Source organism: Tissierella simiarum, assembly GCF_018917865.1.
GTDB lineage: Bacteria > Bacillota > Clostridia > Tissierellales > Tissierellaceae > Tissierella_C > Tissierella_C simiarum.
In genome coordinates this window covers 1-22473 of sequence record NZ_JAHLPM010000025.1, presented here as the reverse complement: position 1 = coordinate 22473, position 22473 = coordinate 1, and the positions used below count along the sequence as shown (strand labels likewise).

General features: G+C 31.9%; 25 protein-coding genes and 1 riboswitch. Of the genes, 23 read left to right on the top strand and 2 right to left on the bottom strand.

The genetic code is table 11. The annotated features are described in order from the left end of the window. Positions 1–73: 73 nt before the first annotated feature. Together KQI42_RS19115 and KQI42_RS19110 are read right to left on the bottom strand one after the other, a co-directional pair. The gene (locus KQI42_RS19115) at positions 74–616 is read right to left on the bottom strand and encodes a hypothetical protein (protein ID WP_216522082.1); all 543 of its coding nucleotides are present in this window, start codon (positions 614–616) and stop codon (positions 74–76) included. 1157 nt (positions 617–1773) lie between these two features. Then, on the bottom strand, positions 1774–2661 hold the full coding sequence (locus KQI42_RS19110) for a LysR family transcriptional regulator (protein ID WP_216522080.1): 888 nt from the start codon (positions 2659–2661) through the stop codon (positions 1774–1776). A 153-nt stretch (positions 2662–2814) separates the two neighbouring features. Between KQI42_RS19110 and KQI42_RS19105 the strand changes: the two genes are divergently transcribed. The 23 genes from KQI42_RS19105 to KQI42_RS18995 all read left to right on the top strand — a co-directional run bounded on the left by KQI42_RS19105 (position 2815) and on the right by KQI42_RS18995 (position 22252). Then, entirely contained in the window at positions 2815–3471 is a 657-nt protein-coding gene (locus KQI42_RS19105; protein WP_216522079.1) for a B3/B4 domain-containing protein, read from the top strand. A gap of 175 nt (positions 3472–3646) precedes the next feature. Next, entirely contained in the window at positions 3647–4207 is a 561-nt protein-coding gene (locus KQI42_RS19100) for a DUF3841 domain-containing protein (RefSeq protein ID WP_216522078.1), read from the top strand. Further along, positions 4183–4758: a DUF3841 domain-containing protein gene (locus KQI42_RS19095; RefSeq protein WP_216522077.1), complete on the top strand. Its 576-nt coding sequence runs from the start codon at positions 4183–4185 to the stop codon at positions 4756–4758. The genes KQI42_RS19100 and KQI42_RS19095 overlap by 25 nt, the downstream gene beginning before the upstream one ends. Before the next feature lie 391 nt (positions 4759–5149). Further along, positions 5150–5392 carry a hypothetical protein gene (locus KQI42_RS19090; protein WP_216522076.1) on the top strand — a complete coding sequence of 81 codons (243 nt, stop codon included), beginning with the start codon at positions 5150–5152 and terminating at the stop codon, positions 5390–5392. Between the two features lie 32 nt (positions 5393–5424). After that, entirely contained in the window at positions 5425–5841 is a 417-nt protein-coding gene (locus KQI42_RS21925; RefSeq protein ID WP_216522074.1) for a DMT family transporter, read from the top strand. Further along, positions 5807–6253 (top strand): DMT family transporter, encoded by a 447-nt coding sequence (locus tag KQI42_RS19080; RefSeq protein ID WP_216522073.1) that lies wholly within the window; start codon positions 5807–5809, stop codon positions 6251–6253. Before KQI42_RS21925 ends, KQI42_RS19080 begins: the two co-directional genes overlap by 35 nt. 103 nt (positions 6254–6356) lie before the next feature. After that, positions 6357–8108, top strand: a complete 1752-nt coding sequence (locus tag KQI42_RS21960; RefSeq protein WP_216522072.1) for a glycine/sarcosine/betaine reductase component B subunit — start codon at positions 6357–6359, stop codon at positions 8106–8108. A 78-nt stretch (positions 8109–8186) separates the two neighbouring features. After that, a complete protein-coding gene (locus KQI42_RS21955; protein ID WP_216522071.1) occupies positions 8187–8369 on the top strand; it encodes a hypothetical protein in 183 nt (60 codons plus the stop codon). Positions 8370–8885: 516 nt separating this feature from the next. Next, positions 8886–9173 (top strand): hypothetical protein, encoded by a 288-nt coding sequence (locus KQI42_RS19065; protein WP_216522070.1) that lies wholly within the window; start codon positions 8886–8888, stop codon positions 9171–9173. Positions 9174–9684: 511 nt separating this feature from the next. Then, on the top strand, positions 9685–10773 hold the full coding sequence (locus KQI42_RS19060) for a DUF6709 family protein (RefSeq protein WP_216522069.1): 1089 nt from the start codon (positions 9685–9687) through the stop codon (positions 10771–10773). Positions 10774–10825: 52 nt separating this feature from the next. Further along, a complete protein-coding gene (locus KQI42_RS19055) occupies positions 10826–11137 on the top strand; it encodes a hypothetical protein (protein ID WP_216522068.1) in 312 nt (103 codons plus the stop codon). A 65-nt stretch (positions 11138–11202) separates the two neighbouring features. After that, positions 11203–11460, top strand: coding sequence for a hypothetical protein (locus tag KQI42_RS19050; protein ID WP_216522066.1), 258 nt, complete (start codon positions 11203–11205; stop codon positions 11458–11460). A gap of 320 nt (positions 11461–11780) precedes the next feature. Further along, a complete protein-coding gene (locus KQI42_RS19045) occupies positions 11781–12137 on the top strand; it encodes a hypothetical protein (RefSeq protein WP_216522064.1) in 357 nt (118 codons plus the stop codon). Positions 12138–12216: 79 nt separating this feature from the next. Next, positions 12217–12588 carry a hypothetical protein gene (locus tag KQI42_RS19040; RefSeq protein WP_216522062.1) on the top strand — a complete coding sequence of 124 codons (372 nt, stop codon included), beginning with the start codon at positions 12217–12219 and terminating at the stop codon, positions 12586–12588. A gap of 1383 nt (positions 12589–13971) precedes the next feature. Continuing rightward, positions 13972–14100: riboswitch (cyclic di-AMP (ydaO/yuaA leader) on the top strand. 200 nt (positions 14101–14300) lie between these two features. Next, positions 14301–16175 (top strand): glycine betaine ABC transporter substrate-binding protein, encoded by a 1875-nt coding sequence (locus tag KQI42_RS19035; RefSeq protein WP_216522060.1) that lies wholly within the window; start codon positions 14301–14303, stop codon positions 16173–16175. Beyond that, positions 16165–17343 carry a quaternary amine ABC transporter ATP-binding protein gene (locus KQI42_RS19030; RefSeq protein WP_216522058.1) on the top strand — a complete coding sequence of 393 codons (1179 nt, stop codon included), beginning with the start codon at positions 16165–16167 and terminating at the stop codon, positions 17341–17343. Before KQI42_RS19035 ends, KQI42_RS19030 begins: the two co-directional genes overlap by 11 nt. Positions 17344–17582: 239 nt before the next feature. Beyond that, positions 17583–17732 carry an HNH endonuclease gene (locus tag KQI42_RS21920; protein WP_216522107.1) on the top strand — a complete coding sequence of 50 codons (150 nt, stop codon included), beginning with the start codon at positions 17583–17585 and terminating at the stop codon, positions 17730–17732. A gap of 792 nt (positions 17733–18524) precedes the next feature. Continuing rightward, a complete protein-coding gene (locus KQI42_RS19020) occupies positions 18525–19064 on the top strand; it encodes a 2'-5' RNA ligase family protein (RefSeq protein WP_216522056.1) in 540 nt (179 codons plus the stop codon). 352 nt (positions 19065–19416) lie between these two features. Next, positions 19417–19899, top strand: a complete 483-nt coding sequence (locus KQI42_RS19015) for a hypothetical protein (protein WP_216522054.1) — start codon at positions 19417–19419, stop codon at positions 19897–19899. An 11-nt stretch (positions 19900–19910) separates the two neighbouring features. Continuing rightward, complete coding sequence (locus KQI42_RS19010; RefSeq protein ID WP_216522053.1) at positions 19911–20228, top strand: hypothetical protein; 318 nt, start codon at positions 19911–19913, stop codon at positions 20226–20228. A 410-nt stretch (positions 20229–20638) separates the two neighbouring features. Then, positions 20639–20866 (top strand): hypothetical protein, encoded by a 228-nt coding sequence (locus tag KQI42_RS19005; protein ID WP_216522052.1) that lies wholly within the window; start codon positions 20639–20641, stop codon positions 20864–20866. Between the two features lie 237 nt (positions 20867–21103). Continuing rightward, positions 21104–21304 carry a helix-turn-helix transcriptional regulator gene (locus KQI42_RS19000; RefSeq protein WP_216522051.1) on the top strand — a complete coding sequence of 67 codons (201 nt, stop codon included), beginning with the start codon at positions 21104–21106 and terminating at the stop codon, positions 21302–21304. 543 nt (positions 21305–21847) lie between these two features. After that, a complete protein-coding gene (locus KQI42_RS18995; RefSeq protein ID WP_216522050.1) occupies positions 21848–22252 on the top strand; it encodes a transposase in 405 nt (134 codons plus the stop codon). The last annotated feature ends 221 nt before the right edge of the window (positions 22253–22473 follow it).

The following is a 22473-nucleotide window of genomic DNA, read 5'->3' as shown; positions in this document are numbered from 1 at the left end:
TTCACTTTAAAGAGATTTTTTTGATAGCATGAACAACACTGTCTATTTTTTCATCTTGCAGGTATTTCTGTACTCATTTTATCTCCTGTACGGAATTCATTACTAAATCTATCAGATGAATGCCGTTCGCTCCTCCGATTGATAATCCCTCCAAGCAGCCTGTGCAATAGCATACAACTTTATCAGTCTTAAATTGAGCGCAGTGTTTTTGCATCAAAATTCTCTGTTCTTCTTCAGTGCGAGAAACAAATTTATTCCCTGCATTCTCAATAAATCGCACTGGGGCAAAACGCTCATAACGGGGAGAAGATGGCTTTAAAAGAGATATTCCACAATAATCAGCCTTGTCATATGATGCTTCAATTTCTTCGGTTATAATATTCATGCGACTTAAGATACTGCGAATAGTATTTTGTAGTGTACGATTATCATAGGCCCTCCAACAGTCCTGTACAGTAATCACTTCGCCATGGTAATCAGGCCATGGAAAATCACTGTCTTCATCTAAAATCTCCCACACACTGATTGACTTTATTTGAGGGGAATGTTCTTGTAGAAAAGCCCCGCATGTAGGGCATACATATACTGCTATATCTTCATGCGATACTCCGCTCATATTTGTACTGCAACATCCTGTAATGTGCATGTCAAATCGTTTTTTGAGATAGTTTCGAATTTTATCACTATTTATGGGTGAATGTGCAGTGTACTTGCACCCCGGAAAATAAATGAATGAGATAGTAACTCCCCCTTTATCAACATATAGGTCCTGACTATGTTCATAATTGCATTCTGTTATGTCAATCTGCTTTCTATTACAAAGACCTACGAATAGATATTATTATACATCATTTTAGTATGGAAATAAAGCAAATCCCACTTGCAACAGCAAATGGGACAGCTTTTCTGAAGTTATACTGTTGGAATGAATAGCAGGTTCCAGCGGCTTTAAAAAGCCTTGAAATCCGCTATTTCTCTCGGTTGGACAAATCCCAACCTGCGGATTTCACTTGGGAAACTCTTTGTTTCTCAAACCCTTCAGCTTCTCCTAAAGAGGGTTTATTGACACTCTGAATCAGTAGCCATAATAGCTACTGACTTTTATTACTAACGTTTAAAAACAAATCTCTATGATAATCACAGATGCAATATCATATGTGCAGCTTCTGTATTTTAGATAGTTTAAAAGCTGTTTAACTACCAGAGAAGCAGTTTTTCTGTCTTTCATAGCAATGCCGATTTTCCGATAAGCGGGGACTTCAAGTCCCTTTGAAATAATCTTATATGGTATGCGCTGTAATATCAGCTCTGGCAAAATGCTAATACCCAATCCACTTTCCACCATTGACATGATTGCATAATCGTCCCACGTTGAGAGTATAATTCTGATGACGTACTGTGGTTCAGAAGAGAAAAAATAGGGTTTGACCACAATATATAGTGGTTGAAGGATAAAAACTGGGTCAAAAATCAGTGAAAAAACACTGTTTTTTGACCCATGAAAATAGGCGAAAATATAGATGACATAGTATAATAATATGATGGCAAGATAGAAATGAAAAATTATAGAAGATTAAATTTATAAAAACTTCTTTATTTACAATTAAACCATACCTACTGTAATGTGTGTAGAAATAAAAGTTAAGTAGAAAAATATGAAAGAAAATTTATATTTAGATTTAAATTTTCTATAGATATATATTTTTCAAATAGAGATAAATAAATAATCAAATAAATTTGTTATTATAAATTTAACCCAGCTTTGAGGATATCTTATTTATATTTATTTTTTTCACGAATTAAGACATTGGTAGAATATTTAACAAATTTTTTGACAGCAGGTGGTGACGTCTTTAATGATGGAACAGCGATTCCAAATGTAATTTTCTGGGGAGGATCAAGTGGAAGCTTTACTACATCACATTGCCATCTTTTTGTAATCAACTCATTCATAATACTCATTCCCATTCCTTGTTCAATCATTGCTAATGCAGCAAAATTTTCTAAGGTTGAAAAGGAAATGTTTGGAGTCAAATTGTTTTTGCTAAGTAGTTCTGCAACATCATCATCTCGTCCAAGGGCTGGCATAATAAATCGCTCATGTTGACAGTTTTGAAGGGGATATACTGTTTCCTTTGCAAGGGGGTGATTTTTGGGCAAAATTGCGAGCATGGGATCTTCTGCAATAGGTATCCAATCATAAGGCATTGGTTCCATATAAGTAAAAAAGGCAATATCCGTTTTCCTATCACAAAGCCAGCTTTCCACCTCTTGACGTATACCTTCCATGAGTCGTATTTCTATTTGAGGATAAATTTCTTGAAAACCTTTTATGACAGATGGCAACCAATGGGTAGCAATACTTGAATAAGCTCCAATCGTAATATTACCAACGGTTAATCCTTTTATTTCTGAATTGATTTGATAAAGTTTTTCTTCTTGGAGTAATATTTCTCTTAAAACAGGGATAATTTTTAACGCATTATCTGTAGGCTTTACACCTTTATTGCTTCTTGTTAGCAAAGGAAATCCCATATCTTTTTCAAAGGCATTTACTAACTGACTTACTCCTGATGTGGTGTATCCTAATACTGATGCAGCTTTAGAAAAGCTACCAAGTTCTACTGATTTTAAAAAGACTTTGCATTTAGTGATATCCATAAAATCTCCTTTCTTTATTTAAGTATTACTTAAAGTATACTTAAATAAATATACATATACTTAATATAGCAAATATTATATAATAATATTGATAATATAACAAGAAATCATTACAAAATTAAAATAGTGAGCTAGAAAGGGATTGGTGATAAAATGAAAATTTCTATTTCAAATGAGATATATTCAATTTTTCCAAAAACTGCATTAGGGGTTTTATCTTACAGAGCATTTGTTGAGCCAAGTAGTAAGGAATTCACTAAATTATTCGAAGATGTAATAGATAAATTATCTCAAAAATACTCTATAGAGGAAATAACTAAAAATCCCCATATAATTTCAACACGTCAGGCATATAAGGCTCTTGGCAAATCTCCCCAACAATACCGTAATGCTGCTGAAGCCATGCTTCGTCGTATAATTAAAGGAAAAGGGCTATATCATGTCAATAATATTGTAGATATAAATAACCTTATTTCAATTACCTCTGGATATTCCATTGGATCATATGATACAAAAAAACTTAAAGGAAATATAGAACTTCGCCGTGCAGAAAGTAGATTACATTATGATGGTATAGGAAAGGATAATATAAATATTGAACATCTTCCTACTTTATATGACGAATTAGGAGCTTTTGGAAATCCTACTAGTGATAGCAAGAGAGCTATGATACAATCAGGAGAAAAGGATATAATTTCGGTTATCTATGCCTTTGATGGAGATGAAGAGCTTGATTTCTGGATGGAAGAATTTTCATCATATTTGAAAGATTATTATGGTGTAATTAAAGTGGAAAAGCTAATCATTTAAATTAAAACATCAGCTAAATAATTGGATTATTTTCACCTGCTCTAAAGGAGTGGTAAAAGTTATTTAAGGAGCAAGAAATTTTAGATTTATTACATCCAACAGAAACATAAAAATGATGATAAAAAATAGAAGTAAATTTAAATATCTGTATCTGAATGAAAGAAGGTTAAAGCTGATGAATAAAATTACAGTATGGACGAAACAGAATGAAAATGTTGTTAAGGATCTAGAAGAAACTGGTAGATATACTGCCAAAAAAGAGTATATTTTGAAAGATTTAGATAGACATGCATATTTGGTATTAGAGGTTTATGATTGGCTGGTGAAAAATACTCCTAGTATTTCTCAAAAACCATACGATGCAGAATATCCTATATGGGTATCTCTTACAAAGGAGGCAACCATGCTTCCCAGTGCAGGAACAATAATATTGGAACTTAAAGTAGATCCATCCTTAATCACTATGATTAATATTCATAAGTGGGGTAAGATTCTTAATTATTCTTATATTCCGAAAGATGAACAAGATGCTGAAAACCACCGACAACTCCTGGAACAATACGGTATAAGCAGTGATACCAAAGCATATATGTCTCAATTTTATCCTCAGATAAAGAGAAAAATTATTAATAGTTGGAGTCGGTTGTTTGACGATTCTATTATTCTTGGCAACGATGAAAAATATGGTAATATATGGGAGGTTAAAAAAGAATGGATAACACAGATAATACGGTAATGCTTTATTCTTCCCAATCACATGTTGTAGTGAATACTCTTGAAAGTGATGGGGTTTGTTTTTCTAAGAAGAAATATGTGGTAAAAAAATATGAAGAAAGTGCTCCGATTTTTATAGCTGCATATGATTGGTTTGTTATGGAAGCAAAAAAGTATGTTTCAAAGCCTGAAGGTGCAGAATATCCTTATTGGGCTTTTAAAGACCTATATAATGTTGAGCAGTCAGAAGATAGTAAGCTTTTGGAAATGAATGTTCCCGTAGATGAAGTCATATTTTTTGATATGTATGACTGGAATAAAATACTTCGTCTACAGTATATCGGTGAGACGGAGGAAGATGAAGCACAGTTTCGGCAAATGCTTGCTCACCGTGGAATTAGGAAAGAAAGCGATATAATCCTCACAAATTTTTACCCTGATTTAAAACGTCAGGTTCAGAATAGTTGGAAAAGACTGTTTAATCATCATGAAAACATAAAGCAAGGAAATACCAAAGGTATAGGGAGTGTGCAGGCAGGATTATGGCAACTAAAGAAAGAATGGATTGTGTAAGCTTTATTTAAATAGCTATAACAAATATTAAACGTTATGTGGTCAGATAACTTATTGGGTTGAATTTGCAACGGCAGTTTTGAAAATAATTGAAACTGCCATTTTTCTTTCTGAGCATATGATATAGATGGACACTGATTCCCAGATTCAAAAAAGATGGATTAACTTTATACTAATGCTACTCTAGGAAAAATACGAAGTTCCACTGATTAAAAACTTTTCATTTAGTGATATCCATAAAATCTCCTTTTCATAATTTAAGTAACACTTAAATCACACTTAAATAAATGTAAATATACTTAATGCAAGATATATTATATAATGTTATTAATAATATAACAAGAGAACATTAAAAAAATAGAATAGAAGTTAGAGAGGGGCTTGTGATAAAATGAAAATTTCTATTTCAGATGAGATATATTCAATTTTTCTAAAAACCACATTAGGAATTTTATCTTATAGAGCATCTGTTGTGCTAAGCAGTAAGGAATTTATTAAATTATTTCAGGATATGATAGATAAATTATCTCAAGAATACCGTAATGCTGATGATCTTGACTATTGGATGGAAAAATTTTCATTATATTTTACAAACTATTGTGGTGTAATGAAGGTGGAAAAATGGATAGTTTAAACCAAAAGCACTGGTGAATATTTGCACCAGTTTTGATTGTCTGTGCTGGCACTCTTTGGGGAATAATTGGATTATTCTCACGTTCTCTATCAGAAGCAGGATTAAATGCTTTACAAATCGCAGGAGCTCGTTGTTTAGTTACCGCTATAATTTTATTTTTCTTTTTATTATTAACCAATAGAAAATATTTAAAAATCAAGTTGAGGGATTCTTGGATATTTATAGGAACTGGAGTTTTTAGCATAGCTTTATTTAATGTGTTCTATTTTATCTGTATATCTAAAAGTACATTAGCAATTGCATCCATATTGTTATATACTTCACCATGCTTTATTATAATATTATCATATTTTTTTTCAGGAACGGCTCACTATAACAAAAGGAATTGCTATAATTCTTGCTTTTGTCGGATGCATGTATGCTACAGGAATTATAGGCGGTGGAAGTGAAAAACCTATTACAAGAAGTACTTTGCTTATTCGATTAGGTTCAGGTATTGCATATGCACTCTATAGTGTTATAGGAAGAATAGCTTTAAAAAAGTATAATTGGTTAACGGTCATTACTTATACATTTTTATTTGCTTCAATTGCACTGTTAGCATCTTTCAAGATGAGCGATGTTTTAAATACTGCCTTTACTGAAAAAAGTTTAATATTAAATATTATTTTACTTGGAGGGTTATCAACTTTATTACCATTTTTACTATATACTAAAGGTTTGGAACATATGGATACAGGAAAGGCAACTATTTTGACTTTTACAGAGCCTATAGTAGCAACTGTCATTGGCACAACTGTATTTCAAGAGGTTTTTACAAGATACACTGCAATTGGGATTGCATTAGTTGTTTTTCAATGATATTGATTAGCTATAAACAAAATTAATGGGTATGTATAATAAATAGATTTTATTTTATAATAAGGCTAACAAGAGGATATTTAATAGAAAAGGAGTCTTCAAAATGGATGATAAAAAACATCTAGGTTCTTTAATTAAGAGGAATTATAGGATTAATCAAGTCTTGTTTGCAGAGCAAACTAAGATAGAAGGGGACATCTTATATATTGCTTCTGACTTATGCAAAGAATCTTTTATACGTGCTGATCAAAGTATTGTATTGGATATGACTTTAGATATTATAACCCCTGAAAAATATGGAGCTTATATAAATACGATTCTTGATGTGCAGCCCTTGGCAGTTAAGGAAAATAACTTTTCCATAGGTGAAGGAGTGACTCGTACTTTATCGGGTGTCGTACTAGCAGTTAGTGGCAAGGATGAAGCGGGAGAACAAATCAGTGAAGCTGGTTCCTGCGAGGGAATATTATCAGATAAGATTCGTTTTAATAGACCTGGATCTATAGATATGGGCGATATAATCATTAGGATAGATTGTCTTATAAAAGCGGGGGAGAGGATGAAACGTCCAGGTCCTTTGACATGCCATAAGGCTGCTGATTATGTAGCAGAAGATATTCGCTCAGCTATCCTTTCCTTAAATGAGGAAGAATTTATTTCTGGCTGCTCAGATGAACAGAAATTTTCACATGTACGGCATACTGATAAACCCAAAGTCTTATTAGTGAAGGAAATAATGGGTCAAGGAGCTATGCATGAAAAACTGTTGCTTCCCTTACAACCCTGCGGTATTACTGGATCACGTTCAAATATTGATATGGGTAATATTCCTCTGATACTATCTCCCTTAGAGGCAATTGATGGTGCTGTTCATGCTCTTACCTGCGTTGGTCCTTCAACAAAGGAGACTAGTCGTCATTACTTCCGTGATCCTTTGATAACTTTGGCTTTAAATGATGCTGATATTGACCTGTGTGGAGTTGCCTTTGTAGGAAGTCCTGCCATTGACAAACAAAAGCATATGGTGGCAGAACGTCTAGGGATGCTTGTTGCTGCCATGGATGTAAGTGGAGTTATAGTAGCAACAGAAGGATATGGAAATAACCATATAGATTTTGCTGCCCATCTTGAAGCTATAGGAAAACGTGGAATTCCGGTTGTAGGAGCAACATTTTGCGGAAATTTTGGTCCTTTGATAACAGGTAATAAACATACCCGAAATCTTGTTGACTGTACTAAAGCTGATATAGGACTTGAAAACGGAATTCTTACAGATAATACAATGATAGAGGAAGATGCTATGGTTGCCCTTGCTATGCTTAAAGCAGTTATGAAAGGAGAAAGGGTGTCGTCTCCTCCAAATCGCTGGGACACAAGTATAAGGAAAAGAAATCTGGAGAAAATGGAAAATAAAGGAGTTAGAACATTTCAGTCAGAAATACCCACTGCAACCATGCCTCCTATAGTATGGACACCAGTAACTAAACCATTAGCTCAGATGAAGATTGCTCTTGTTTCTGGAACTGGAGTGCATTTGAAATCTGACCAGCGTTTTATTTTAACTAGTGACAGCAGCTTCAGAATTATTCCTGGAGATGCATCAACGGCTGACTTGACTGTCAGTCATGGTGGATATGACAATTCTGATGCTTTAGCAGATATAAATAGTATGTTTCCTCTTGATCCTTTGAGAAAATTAGTTGAGGAAGGTTTTATTGAAGGAATCGCTCCTCGACATATCGGCTTTATGGGTGGAGGGGGAGATCTAAAAAGGCTGACCAACGAAACGGGGCCTGCTATTGCTGATATACTTAAAGAAGATGGAGTAGATGCAGCCGTATTTACTGCAGGCTGAGGTACTTGTCACCGCTCTTCCGTTATTATTCAAAGAGCGGTAGAGGGATTGGGAATCCCTACAATTATTATTTCGGCTTTGCCTGGTATCTCCATACGTTGTGGTGCTCCACGAGGCGTATCCCCTATAGTGCCCATTGGAGCCAATGCCGGTGCTCCAAATAATCCTTTGCAGCAAAAAGAGATTTTACGTGAAACTTTACTTAATCTTGTATCCATAGATAAGCCAGGGCAAAATGTGCCGTTACCAATTGAATATTAAACTTCAGAGACTTTGCCCATAAATATATAAACCTATGAATATAAACTAGCGGGAGTTAATGCTGGAAAGTCCCATAGATCTAATAATGTAGAGAACATTTGGGAAACTATTTTTGATGATAAATAAATAGTGAAAGAATGTCTCGATGTGTACTGAATTGCGTGAAATAGCAGTTATCTGTTTGTTCTGGATAGCTGCTTTTTATATGACAAGTGAAGCAGAAACGAAAAAATATATATGAATGTTTTCTTAAGATATCTGGTAGGCTATTATTTTTGATAGATTATAATAAAAGTAAGAGTATCATACATGAGGTAAGAAAACAAACACACTGAGATTTGTCTCAAGGAGAAAAAATAGGAAATTGTAAAGCAAAATTTACTATTTGATTTACTTGCCACAGATAGTAAAATAATTAAAATTGGTCAATATCCAACTTTTGCGGATATTTCTGTTGGAGATACAAAAAAATATAAATCAGTATTAGGAAATAAATAGCGGGAGTATACAAAATCAATGGGTTTATTTTCACATGGTATTGGAATTGGAGCTTTTGTATATTTAAGAAGAATAATTGAGTCACTTGTTTTTGATAAGTTTAAAGAAGTATCAAACACTATAGAAATTAATACAGAGACATTTAAACATAGCGAGTTTAAAGAAAAAATTGATATTTTAGGAGAGCATCTTCCAAAGATTTTAGTCCAGAATAAAAATATATATAGTATAGTAAGTAAAGGTATTCATGAACTTACTGAAGATGAATGTATTGAATATAAAAGTAGGTATAGAATTGATACTTGATGAGATGATAGCTGAAAAAGAGAGAAAAGAAAAAGAAAAATTGTTTTCGACTTTTGTAGCTAATAAGACAGGGGAGCTAAGAAAAAGTGAAGAAAAATGATAAGATTATGTTTGAGTAATGGCATGTATCTAATTACTCTATAAATGGTATAGAATTAGATTTTTTCAGAAAGCTACATTTCCGCCAAGGCACCACCAGGCTCAAATGGAATCTTTATTATCTCCTCAAGGCACGCTGAGAGTATATTCTGATGACGTATTATGGTGATGAGGGCAAAAAGTAGGGATTGACCACAATATGTAGTGGTTTTGGAGTAAATTCAGGGGTGAAAATCAGTGAAAAACATCGTTAGTATATTATTAATTTTTGGATTTTTAAATACTTTTAAACATGATTGATATTGCTAATTTTTATTCAATTTGTCAAAAACAAGACTTTAGTAGTATACACAGGAATGAAAATAATATATATAATGTTTATTATCTACAAATATGAACTGGAGGTACTTTTATGGAAACTCATGAATCTCAAATGTTATCTTTATTAAAGAAGAAAGGAAAAGACATAGCTATACTTAGAACAGTTATTATTTTTGCTCTTATTATTGTATATTTTGTTTACTCTGATTTTGCACCTATTAAATTAATTCAGGGACCTGTACCGTTGGAGGATATCAGTGTTGTTGACTATAAGAATCAATATGTAACAGTAGAAATGGCTCTATCACTTGGTGCCTATATGGATACCTTCTCCACTGACGAGAAAACCAATATTTCAACCACCATAAAATCTGCCTATGTAATACCTACAAATGATGAGAAGCTAATGGGAGTTTCCATTCTTGAATCAGATATTGAATTGGCAAATAAGATAGTGGATGAAACCTATGACTGGTGGGAGAAAAAAATTGAATATCCTACTTCCTCCCTTGAAGTCAAAGGAACACTTCAAAAGATGGATGACGAGGAATACCGTTATTTTGTTAGATCTATGGAATATCTTGGTTATACAACAGAAGAAATAAATGGATTCGCTATTCCCTATGTTCTAAAGCAAGGATATGTTGGTAAATTAAGTGAGATTGTTGTTGTTCGTTTAGGAATAGCATTAATTGGTTTAGTATTATTTGCTATTTATACACTAATAAAAGCTTTCAGTGGTTCTTATCAGAAAAATATATTAAAATACATTGATAATAATCCGTCAATAAGCTTTAAAGAACTTGAAACTGATTTTTCTACAGCAATACCAGTAGGCAAAAAGATATGGGTAGGAAGTAGATGGACTTTTTATTTAGACGGTGCAGCAGCCCAATTAGTGGACAATAATGATACTATATGGGCCTACCGCAGTGAACACACAGTAATACAAAAAGGGGGAGGATTCAATAGATCTATAAGTATTAAATTATTTGATATCAATAAGAGATATACAAGTTTTAATGTTAAAAAAGATGCTGAAGCTGACCAGATACTGCAAATATACAATGACATCCATAATCATATGGTTATTGGATATAGTCGCGAGATTGAAAAATGTTTTCAAAAAGACTTTGATAAGTTTTTAACCATAAAATATCACTCAACAGCTCAAGAGTAAGTCTTGATATGGACATACATGATAAATATTAGAAAAACAGAGGTGCTGCTTTATGCAATGCAAAAATGGAATAAGATATATACTAATTTTTCTTGTGATGATTTTAGTACTTTCAGGTTGTAGTAAAGAACTAGAGAAGGAGTCAGAAGCAGCTGACCAAATAGATGTAATAATAGATTATGGTGACTTCAAATTAGTTGTAGGAGATACACGATTAAAGGACATACAAGATGCAGGATATATTGTTGCCTTAGATAAACATTTAAAGGAAGGGATTGAAGGTAAGGTTATGCTTTCAAGGAGCTATTCTTTAGGAGGCTATATGGGCCGAGATGTAAGTTATACTGCAAATTTGAGTTCTTAAATCCCTTAATGAACCAAACCATGTATTTTGAAGAATGCTTGATTAATCAAGTTACCGTGTCATTTATGTCTTTACCCTACGAGTACGAATATGACAACAGCAATACATTAATTAATGGTGAGAACTATAATGGTCTAACTCTACCTGAGGTTGATGAAAAGTTGCTGGATATTACGACTGACCATCGAGAGTTTAAAAATCCTGATGGAAATGTTGGAATAAAAACTTATCTATTAGGAAACAACAGGCTTTCCTTTGCTTTTGATTATGAAACTCATCAAGTGAATTCAGTAGAGATTGAGATAGCCCACTATAATTATTAGTATTCCTCGTCAAGGGATATTTAGAATACGAAAGAATACCCCAAAATTGTCTAAGCTATCTTAAAGACAATCTTTAGTAGAAATACATCATTTAATGGCTATTGTGGTGCAGAGCATTAGAATATAGCAATAAAGCTATTTTTAAAGTATCTGTTAAATACAGCCTACATAGAATCAAGTCCTATCTATGAGATCATTATCGTAAATAGGACTTTTACTATTCTTCATACCTCAAATAATAGCATTTTTTATTGCATCAATACCTTTATAATGGCCATAACAAATAAAGTTAAAGCAAAAACAAAGTGAAGTGAGTCAGTATGATGAACTATATGTCAACAGCACAATTTGTTGAATTTTGTTGTCGTATGATTTATTGGGAAAAATATAAAGATGATAAAAATGAAAAACATCCATTACAATTAAAAGTTTTTTACAATAATCAGAATGTAAGTGAGATTGGTGATTGTGATGAATTTATAGCTTGTTTAGAAAAATCAGATTTTCAACGAATAGAGTTAATTATGAATACGTTGATAAAAATAGACATAAATAATAAAGAAAAGTCAAGCCCTATACAGTTTAGTGGATGTTTTTGGAGCAATAATAATTCGTCACATTTTTGTATTCCATATTATAACAAAAATATAATGCAGCACATCGTAATTACTGTTTGAATAAATTTATTTCTAATTTATCAAATGATTCTTTTCAAGATGTTCGTGCTAGAGACATAGTAATGTGGAGCTTAATCATTTGAATGAAATAAATTCTAATAAAGTAATAGAAGTAATGGATAGATGGAATAGAGCTATAATTTATGATAAACCTTTTGCATACATAACACCATCTTTTATAGGTAAATATGAATATGCCATTTTACCTGTGCCAAGTTATTATTACGATGAGTATATTAATATTTATGAAAAACTTCCGTTAAATAAAATTTCAGAGGAAGAAGAATTTAAAAAATATGATATTCTTATGTGTTCTAATAATACAGAGGGATTTAAAGGTGATAGTACTAATACATCAATAGATAATAATGCTCAAATTAACTATGAAATATATTATCGATATTCCAGGAAACATTTTTGCAAGGCAGATCTGAAAGGTATAATTTTTTAAAGATACCATTGATGGGTATAATGAAAATGATGGGATAATAAAATTTTTTTATCTAGGTTACGTCTTTAAAGGAACTAATAACCCATACTATATACAGATACAAAAGGTTTAGTAAATGATGTTCGATTTTAGGTTGACTTATTTCCATAAACCTCGAAATGAAAAAAAGCGCTCTTGCTAACTCCTAAGAACCAACAAAGGATAAAAATTTAAAATTGACAGCCTCAACTTGAGTTGACATCAATACGAGCCTACAATTATGATAGACAAATAATTTCGCGAAAGTGTTCTGCCTCATGTGAAGATATTGTTTTGACAATTATGTTTCATTGATGCAAGTGAAAAAAGAACTGAAAACATATATTTAATAAAATTCTTGCTAATTGTGCCGAATAAAGCTTTGAAGTGAGGTACAATTTGAGGGTTTTATTGCGAAAAATTTTACTTACTGGTAAAGCTGTAAAAGCACTACAAGATGCCGGACAGAAATTGATGACACTACTTATATGATTCAATTCAAGTTGAAGATAGTTGTAACCCTTGGCTCACAAATCCAAATCCTTTGTTTAAAACTGATATTGAAAGATATCTAGAGCTATTAGAAAATAATTTTATAGACAAATTAATTATAGAAAAATAACTCTATAATGTTTGAAAACTTACTGAGTAAAATTCTTTTATGCTGGAAATGAAGTACAGTACATGCTGTTGATTTAATTATATTATTTAACTGCATCTCCTTTAAGTGCGCTAATTTTATAGTAAGTTAGCACTTAATAGTATTTTGGATAGAACGATGCCTAGTATTAAAAATTGATATTTGGATTCATAGACCAGTTTTTGTTTTTAAGAAAACCAATCTTCCGCCAAGGAACTAGTGGGTCTTCACGACATCATTATTGTCACCTCAAGGCATTGTGAGTCGATTGCGTTGCTGAGGAGATAGATTTAGAGATTATAAATGAATATAGATAGACTTTTAAGTTCCATCGGATTAATACGTAAAAGCGGATAAGGGAGAAAAACCGAAGATACAGTTTGAGTCAGGCATCGTCATGGACCAGATGGTAGATTATTATGAATAGAATGGCAGGGGCAGTAACAAGGATAGAAAGTAGGTTGCTGCTCTTAAAACAATAACAATATGCTAAGACTAAAATATCTAGACAGACTTAGGATTTTAGTATGGTTTGGAGAGTATAACTATAAAATAATTTGGGAAAATCAAGTTATTACTTGGGGAACCCAGCAAATCCACTATTAAAAGAAGAATATAAATGATAGCTTGCGTCTATTATAGATAATATAATAAACGTAATTTGCGTAATTTGCATAAATTATTAGTATGTGCTATAATTAAATTTAATATATACAATTGAAAAATAAATCACATCGCTGAATTCTTAAATGAAGCGGGGGACCCAATCTTCGGGGGTGTATCCATTTTTGGAGGGGCAGAACCCTTTAGCCCTAACCCGACAGCTAACCTCGTAAGCGTATAAAGGGGAGTAATGTTCTGCTTATTAGAACTATGGAACTCCATGGTTCTTTTTTGTACCCAAAATTAAGTTCATATAATAAGAACCTAACCCATTAGCGCAATTAAAGATTGCTAATGGGTCCCGGGAACCTTGTTGTTTTACAATATTTATGAGCTTAATATTCCCTTAATGGATTTTTTTCAATTATAAAAAAGGGGAGGGTGTTAAATTATGAGAAAGTTTTTCAGTATAATTCTATTATTAATATTAGTAATTACATCTACTTTTGTTTATTCAGAAGAAGTAGCAATAAAAGAAATAGCCTTTGCAGATGTTGGTTGGGATAGTGTGAAATTCCATAATGCAGTAGCAGGATTGATAGCAGAACAAATCTTTGGGTACAAATGGAGAGAAGTTCCTGGATCAACTACTGTATTACACGAAGGATTACTTAAAGGTGAAATTGATGTCCATATGGAAGAGTGGACAGATAATCTAGCCACTTATAAGAAGGATTTAAATGAAGGCAAATTTAAAGATTTAGGAGTAAATTTTGATGATAATGATCAAGGCTTTTATGTTCCAAGATATGTAATTGAAGGGGATGCTGAAAGAGGAATTAAAGCAATTGCTCCTGATTTAAAATATGTATGGGATTTAAAGAAATATCCAGATATATTTCCAGATGCAGAAATAAAGGGTATGGGTAGAGTTTATGGTGCAATTCCTGGTTGGGAAGTTGATGAGATTATTCACAATAAATATCTACACTATAATCTAGACGAAAACTTTGTGTATTTTAGACCAGGTTCAGATGCAGCTCTATCATCAGCCTTAACTTCAGCTTATGAAAAGGGTGAACCAATAGTTGCATATTATTGGGAACCAACTTGGCTCATGGGTAAATATGATTTTGTATTATTGAAAGATAAACCCTTTGATGCTAACACATATCTAGAAGGGAAAACTGAACTACCTTCTGTAAAAGTAAATATAGGGGTAAGTAATAAATTCTATGAACAAAGTCCTGAAATGGTTGAATTCCTTACAAAATATAAGACTTCAAGTGCTTTAACCTCAGAGGCTCTAGCACATATGCAAGAAACTGGGGCTAATTATATAGAAACAGCAAAATGGTTCCTAAAGCAACATGATGAATTAATAGATCAGTGGCTAAATCCAGGTGATGCACAAAAGATTAGAGCCTATTTAGATACAGGTGAAAAGGCTAAAACATCAAATTGGCTAACGGACTTTCCATTTAAGATACCTTTAAATGTTAATGATATAGATACTTCAGTTAGAAAATTTAGTGTAAAGTATGATTCGTTTTTTAGTAAGATAAGATTATTCTTAGGTAGTTTAGTAAATGTAATCTACAAGGTATTAGATTTCATACCTTGGTTTATATCCTTAATATTAGTATTCTTAGTAGGTTGGAAAATAAGCAGAAAGATTGGGAAAGGGATACTATATGCGGGTTTACTGTTCCTTATAGGAGCTTTAGGGCTATGGAATTTTATGAATGAAACACTATCCATAGTCATAGCTTCAGTTATAATTTCATTGGCACTGGGCTTTCCATTAGGAATAATCATCTCAACCAGTGAAAGGGCAAATCGAATAATTCGACCAGTATTAGACACAATGCAGACAATGCCAGTATTTGTATATCTAATTCCAGCTTTATTATTCTTTGGCTTAGGTAAACCGCCTGCGGTAATAGCAACAACAATTTATGCTATAGTACCAATTATTAGGCTTACAAGTCATGGAATTAGACAAATTGACAAAGAAGTAGTAGAAGCATCCTTATCTTTTGGTTCCACTAGATTACAATCCTTAATAAAAGTACAAATACCACAAGCTTTGCCAACAATAATGACTGGAGTAAACCAAACCCTTATGATGGCAATGTCCATGGTTGTTACAACCTCCATGATTGGAGCTACTGGTTTAGGCATGGAAGTTCTAATAAGTGTTAACCGAGTAGAAATAGGCAGAGGACTAGTATCCGGTACTGCGGTTGTAATTATTGCAGTCTTATTAGATAGAATAACCCAAGGCTTTATCAATGGTAGGGAGGGAATCTTAGATGAAGAATAATAATATTTTAAGCATTAAAAACTTAAGTAAATTGTATGGTGTAGAAAAAAGTAGAGCATTTAAAATGAAAAGCTCAGGAGCATCTAAGGATGAAGTCTATAAAAAAACTGGAGTAACTGTGGCACTTTGGGATGTAACCTTGGATGTAAAAAAAGGAGAGATCTTTGTAATAATAGGTTTATCAGGTTCTGGTAAATCAACATTAGTTAGATGCTTTAATATGTTAAATAAACCTAGTTCAGGAGAAATCCTATTTAATGATAAGGATATAAGCAAATTTAATAAAAATGAATTAAATGAATATAGAAGAAATAATATCGCCATGGTATTTCAAAACTTTGGACTTATGTCTCACAGAGATGTTTTAGGTAATGTAGAATATGGCCTTGAAATTAAGGGAGTGTCCAAAGAAGAGCGTCAAGCTAAAGCAAGAGAAATGATTTCCATGGTATGCTTGGAAGGTTTGGAGAATGAACCTATATCAAGTCTCTCAGGAGGTATGAAGCAAAGAGTAGGATTAGCAAGGGCTCTAGCTAATGATCCTGACATACTTTTAATGGATGAACCATTTTCTGCGTTAGATCCTTTAGTTAGAAAGGATATGCAGTTTGAACTTCTATCTATTCAAAAGAAATTAGATAAGACTATAATATTTATAACTCACGATATTAATGAAGCCTTTAAATTAGGTGATAGGGTAGCTATAATGCGTGATGGAGAATTGATTCAACTTGATACTCCAGAGATGATATCTGAGCATCCAGTAAATGATTATGTAAGACAATTTATAAATGATGCAGATAAAACTCAGGTAATTAGCGTTAAAAATGTAATGGCTACTCCAAATAGTATTGTTCGTAGAACAGATAGCCTGAGTTATGCTATAAATATCATGAGAAGCAATAGGGTTTCTAGTGCTTATGTTGTTGGAGATAAGATGAAATTATTGGGAATAGTTACAATTGATGATGCTGTACGAGCTAGAAATGAAAAATTATCATTATCAGATGTAATTATAGAAAATATAATGACCACAGCTCCAGATACATTATTACACGATATAATCCCTATGGCTGCAGAAACTAGATATCCTATAGCTGTAATAGATAATGATGGAAGTCTAAAGGGGATATTATCCAAGGCTGATGTATTGTCATCCATGTTGTAATAAGGTAAGCGTCAATTCTAGCCCATATTAACAATAAATATTTTCTATGAGATAATACCTTTTACGAAGTAATAGAAAATATTGTAAATGAAATGTTGTATATATTGTTTCAAAATAGAGAGTTTTTATTAAAATTTAATGAGTTGATGGCAGAATTAAATCCTTATAAAATAAAAAGAGTTACAATTCCGCTTTGAGTAAAAAATACTGTATTTTATAGAGATAATGGACATTATGTTATATGTAAAGAAAAACTAGATGGATTAACAAGTCCATTAAAGCTACGGAATAAACATTTTGATGATATAGTTTCTATTGAAAAAGGTAGACTAAATGATATATCGAATATTAAACTGTTATACCAAGATTGTAACCTAAAAAAAGAATAGAAGTCTGTACGGATACATCGTATTTTTTTATTATGATGAATAGTCCTAGCATAAATTGTATGCAATAAAACTCTTAAATCATATACAAGTATTTGAGAGTTTTATTATGTACAATTCAAATAAAAATATTACAATGTAGCAGCTGCAAGAGTCGAAGTCCTGAAATACAATTAAAAAGTAAGTGATGGGAAAGAATCCTGAAGTATTTTGAAGATTTTAGGGCAGAGGTTTAGGAAAGATATTCTGCCAGCAAGGGGATACCAGATACTTATGACATCATTATTGTATTCTCAAGGCACGTTGAGAGTACAATTCTGATGACGTATTGTGGTTCGAAGGAGAAAAAGTAGAGACTGACCACAACATATGGTGGTTGAAGGACAAAAACTGGGTCAAAAATCGGAAAAAAACACCGTTTTTTGATCCTTAAAAATAGGCAAAAATATAGATGACATTGGATAATTAGAGTTATGACAAGGGAAAAATGAGAAAATTAGGTTGATAAGTGAATGGTTGAATAATATACTATAGATGAACATAAAAGTAGAATTATGTGACATAAGAGAGAGTAATTAAAATATAAAAATTTAAAAGAAGCTAATTGTAGCTAGGAGGACATTTAATTATGGTATTTAGTAAATTAGCATCTTTTGTGGAAGAAAGAAAAACAACTGTTTTTTAATGATATTTTGATTAGAGCCATTCTTGGCACAGGTGTCGGGAAATACATGTTAGATGTAATATCTCAAGAAACTGAGTTGGTTATAGTAAAATTTTTATGGAGGTGTAAATATGCATGGTATAGTATCATTGCTGCCACAACCTTATTATGAAGAGGTTGAAAACATATGGAATGAGTTAGAAAAAGAAATTGGGTTAACTGGAGTTAGAGTTACACCATATCCACATTTTTCATTGCAAATTGCAGAAAGCTACGATATGGACAAATTAATAAATGTATTTGAAGATATTGCAGAATGTACAAAACCATTTAAAGTAAAAACAACGGGGATAGGATTGTTTACTGGAAAATCCCCAGTTGTTTTTATACCCGTAGTTAAAGATACTCAACTATTGAAGTTCCATTATTCTGTTTGGGAAAGATTAAAACAAGTAGGAGAAGATATAAGCGATTATTATAGTCCCCAATCGTGGATTCCTCATATTAGCTTAGCGTATGAGGATGTTACTGAAGAAAATATAGGAAAAGCATTAAAAAAACTATCATTTATGGATTTTAGTTGGAGCTTTGAAGTAGATAACATTTCATTTATTTATGAGCCAAATGGACAAATAGGGGAACTAAAGCATAGAATTGATTTCAAAAGATAGCATTAATAGTTTGATTGATCTCGTGCTCCTTATTATGGGTGTTATCGGAGTTCCTATCTATAAGATAATCAGAATGATGGTTTTAGCAGGTTATTTATTGCATAGTATTATCTAACAATTATTTTTCGTTCCTCAATTTTAAAAGAAAGTGATAACCATGAATTTAATCAATTCATGGATGCTGCATTTGGTATAAATAGTAATGATGGAACCCTCACTTTTCCAATGAAAGAATTATAAAAATAGTGGAAGAGAAAATAAGTTTACAAGACACAGACTTATGATTAAGCTTTACAAAGTAAATATATTTCTAAGGAAAATAATTGATCAGAGAGGAAGGAGAGCTTTTGATATGAAAATTTATAAGAAATCAATATTAGTAATTTTAACAATGATAATTATATGGACTATTAGTGGATGTTCTCTTGGCAAGAATCATGAACAAAATATACCTCGAAATAAGGATGAAATTGGGAAAATAAATACACTTTCAGAAGAAACTGTAGAAGATGAAAATAATAATATGAAGGTAACGTTTGGAATTATGAAGGGACCTTTCACTCTATATTACATTACAGCTAAGGAAGAAAGTGATATTGTAATTAACTTTGAATCAAATATTGAAAAAGGTGATTTCAAGGTAGTACTCGTAGGGGCAGATGATGAGATTACAGATATTTTTGAGGGTACAACCAAAGGTAGTAAAACCATTGCTGTTAAAGAAGGGGAAAGTAGAATAGATATTATGGGTGAGGCAACGAATGGTAAAATAGATATTAATATTGAAGCAGATAAAAATATTGAAGTTAAGAATGATAACGATATGGACTATTAGTGGATGTTCTCTTGGCAATAATCATAAACAAAATATACCTCAAAAATAAGGATGAAATTGGGAAAATAAATACACTTTCAGAAGAAACTGTAGAAGATGAAAATAATAATATGAAGGTAACGTTTGGAATTATGAAGGGACCTTTCACTCTATATTACATTACAGCTAAGGAAGAAAGTGATATTGTAATTAACTTTGAATCAAATATTGAAAAAGGTGATTTCAAGGTAGTATTCGTAGGGGAATATGATGAGATTACAGATATTTTTGAGGATACAACCAAAGATAGTAAAACCATTGTTGTTAAAGAAGGAGAAAGTAAAGTTTAAAAGATGGGTTATTGGTAGATAGATTGTTAGATGAATTATATAATACGATGTACATAGATGGAAAAATGCGAGGTAAAGATTATTTATATAATAGGAAGTATATAGGAGTGATAGATTTCATAAAATTGATAACTATTATAATGGGTGTGACCTTCCCTGCATTTTTAATTAAGGGGATTAAGGCACAGAATGAAAAAACAATATTAAAATATACCATTTGGGCTTGTATTAGTTTTGGAATTGTTATATTTACTTTAATGGGGTTACAATAATTGGATAGGGTTATGGACATAACCTCGATTTGAACTGAATTTATGTAACGTCGTTTATATTAAGCATCTTATCAGTAGAAAAATATGAATCTCATAAATAGGTATATTCGAATATATATTTTTTTGGAGGTATGTAAGATGAAAAAACTCATTGACTTTTTAGAAAGACTAGAAAAGCACAAAACCTATTATACTTTAGATAAAACTAGAAAAGGTTATATAAGAGTTGATATTACAGTTCCTGGTGAAAGATGGGAAGTTGAGTTTTCAGCTGATGGTGATATAGTAGTTGAGAGATTTAAAAGTTTTACAGATTTAGAAGATGAGCAAGCCTTGGAATATTTATTTGATAATTTTTCGGACTGATGATGGCAAACAAACTAATATTAAAAATACTATTTAAACTAAATCTTTAATGAACATAATTTATATTATATACAACTAACCAATTAAGAAATAACGATTATAGAAATTTAAAATGGAATTATAGGTGTTTAGTTCTTATGAGAGATATTAACTTAATTAGAGCATTAATTTTCTTGTTATCTTCAATTTTATTAAATACATATGGTATAAAATTATATATATTAGAGGAAAAATAATATGCCTAAACTCATTTGTAGACTGAAAAGATATAGACAGTTAAAAGAGTTAACACAGGAACAACTTGCAGATATTGTAGGTGTGAGAAGAGAGACGATAATGAGGCTTGAAGCTGGGAAATATAATCCTTCATTAAAACTTGCTATGGATATTTCAAAAGCAGTAAATACTTCTATTGAAGAAATATTTATATTTGATTAGTTTAATATTATTGTACTTTATTAATTTTCATGTCACATTTTTTTATTATGCGCAACTAACAAGTAGAAGTATATAAATAATATTTATAGAAACTTAAAATAGAAATTATAGATGTATTAGAATATAAACGATTTTAATACATCTATTTTTATATAAATTAAAAACTAAATAATAAAATAAAAATGTAAATGCAAGACATCAAATAAAAGATGTTGAGTATTTGCACTTATTTTTTTACAATAAGAGAGTAATTGGCCTGGCGTGGCCTTTTTTGGATTATAACATCCGTCATAAAAACTGCCAGCCATCTCTTATTGCAAGCATTCGATTAAGCAACGGAATCAAGGTTTATTGAAAGTTACCAGAAATGGGCTAAAAAGAATGGATACCACTCAAGTGAGTCCAAGGCAAGAAAAATTTATGCGATGGCAAGCAGTGGTATTCCAACACTTCCTTCCAATACACCATCAACCAAAATGCTTGTACTGGAATCTGTTAGAGTTCTAAAAGAAGTTAATAAAACTCTATACAATATTTTATCAGATGCAGTCTATCGCAAAGACTTTAAAAGAATATGATACTGTGAGGGCTATGAGTGGTGTAGGAGATGTATTAGCACCAAGGTTAATGGCTGAAATCGGCGATGTGAAAAGGTTTCATAGTGCAAGTGCGTTGATAGCTTATGCAGGCTTGGATTCTCCACCTTTTGAGTCAGGATCGTTTGTAGGTACGAGGCGGAAGATATCAAAAAGAGGTTCTTCATTACTGCTAAAGACAGGTTATGAAGTCATGAAATGTTTAAAAACAGTCAAGCCAACAGAAGATTCAGCAGTATATTTATATATGTTAAAGAAAGAAGCCAAAGGGAAACCAAAAAAGGTTGCTAAAATTGCTGCACTTAATAAATTTCTAAGAAAATACTATGCTCGCGTGATGGAATTGCAGTAGCCATAAATAGAATAGAGATGAATTAGGCTAACTCAGATATACAAGTTAGTCTATTTAGCATGCAAAAAAACATCATCTGATTGAAAGGTTGATGTTTTTTTATTGTATTATGAATACCACCCGCTATGCGGGTGGTTCTAAAGAGCTTTTAGCGGTGAGTAAAAAAACAAAACCTCCTTTGATATAATAAAGTTAGGTCTAGCCAACCATAACTAAAAATC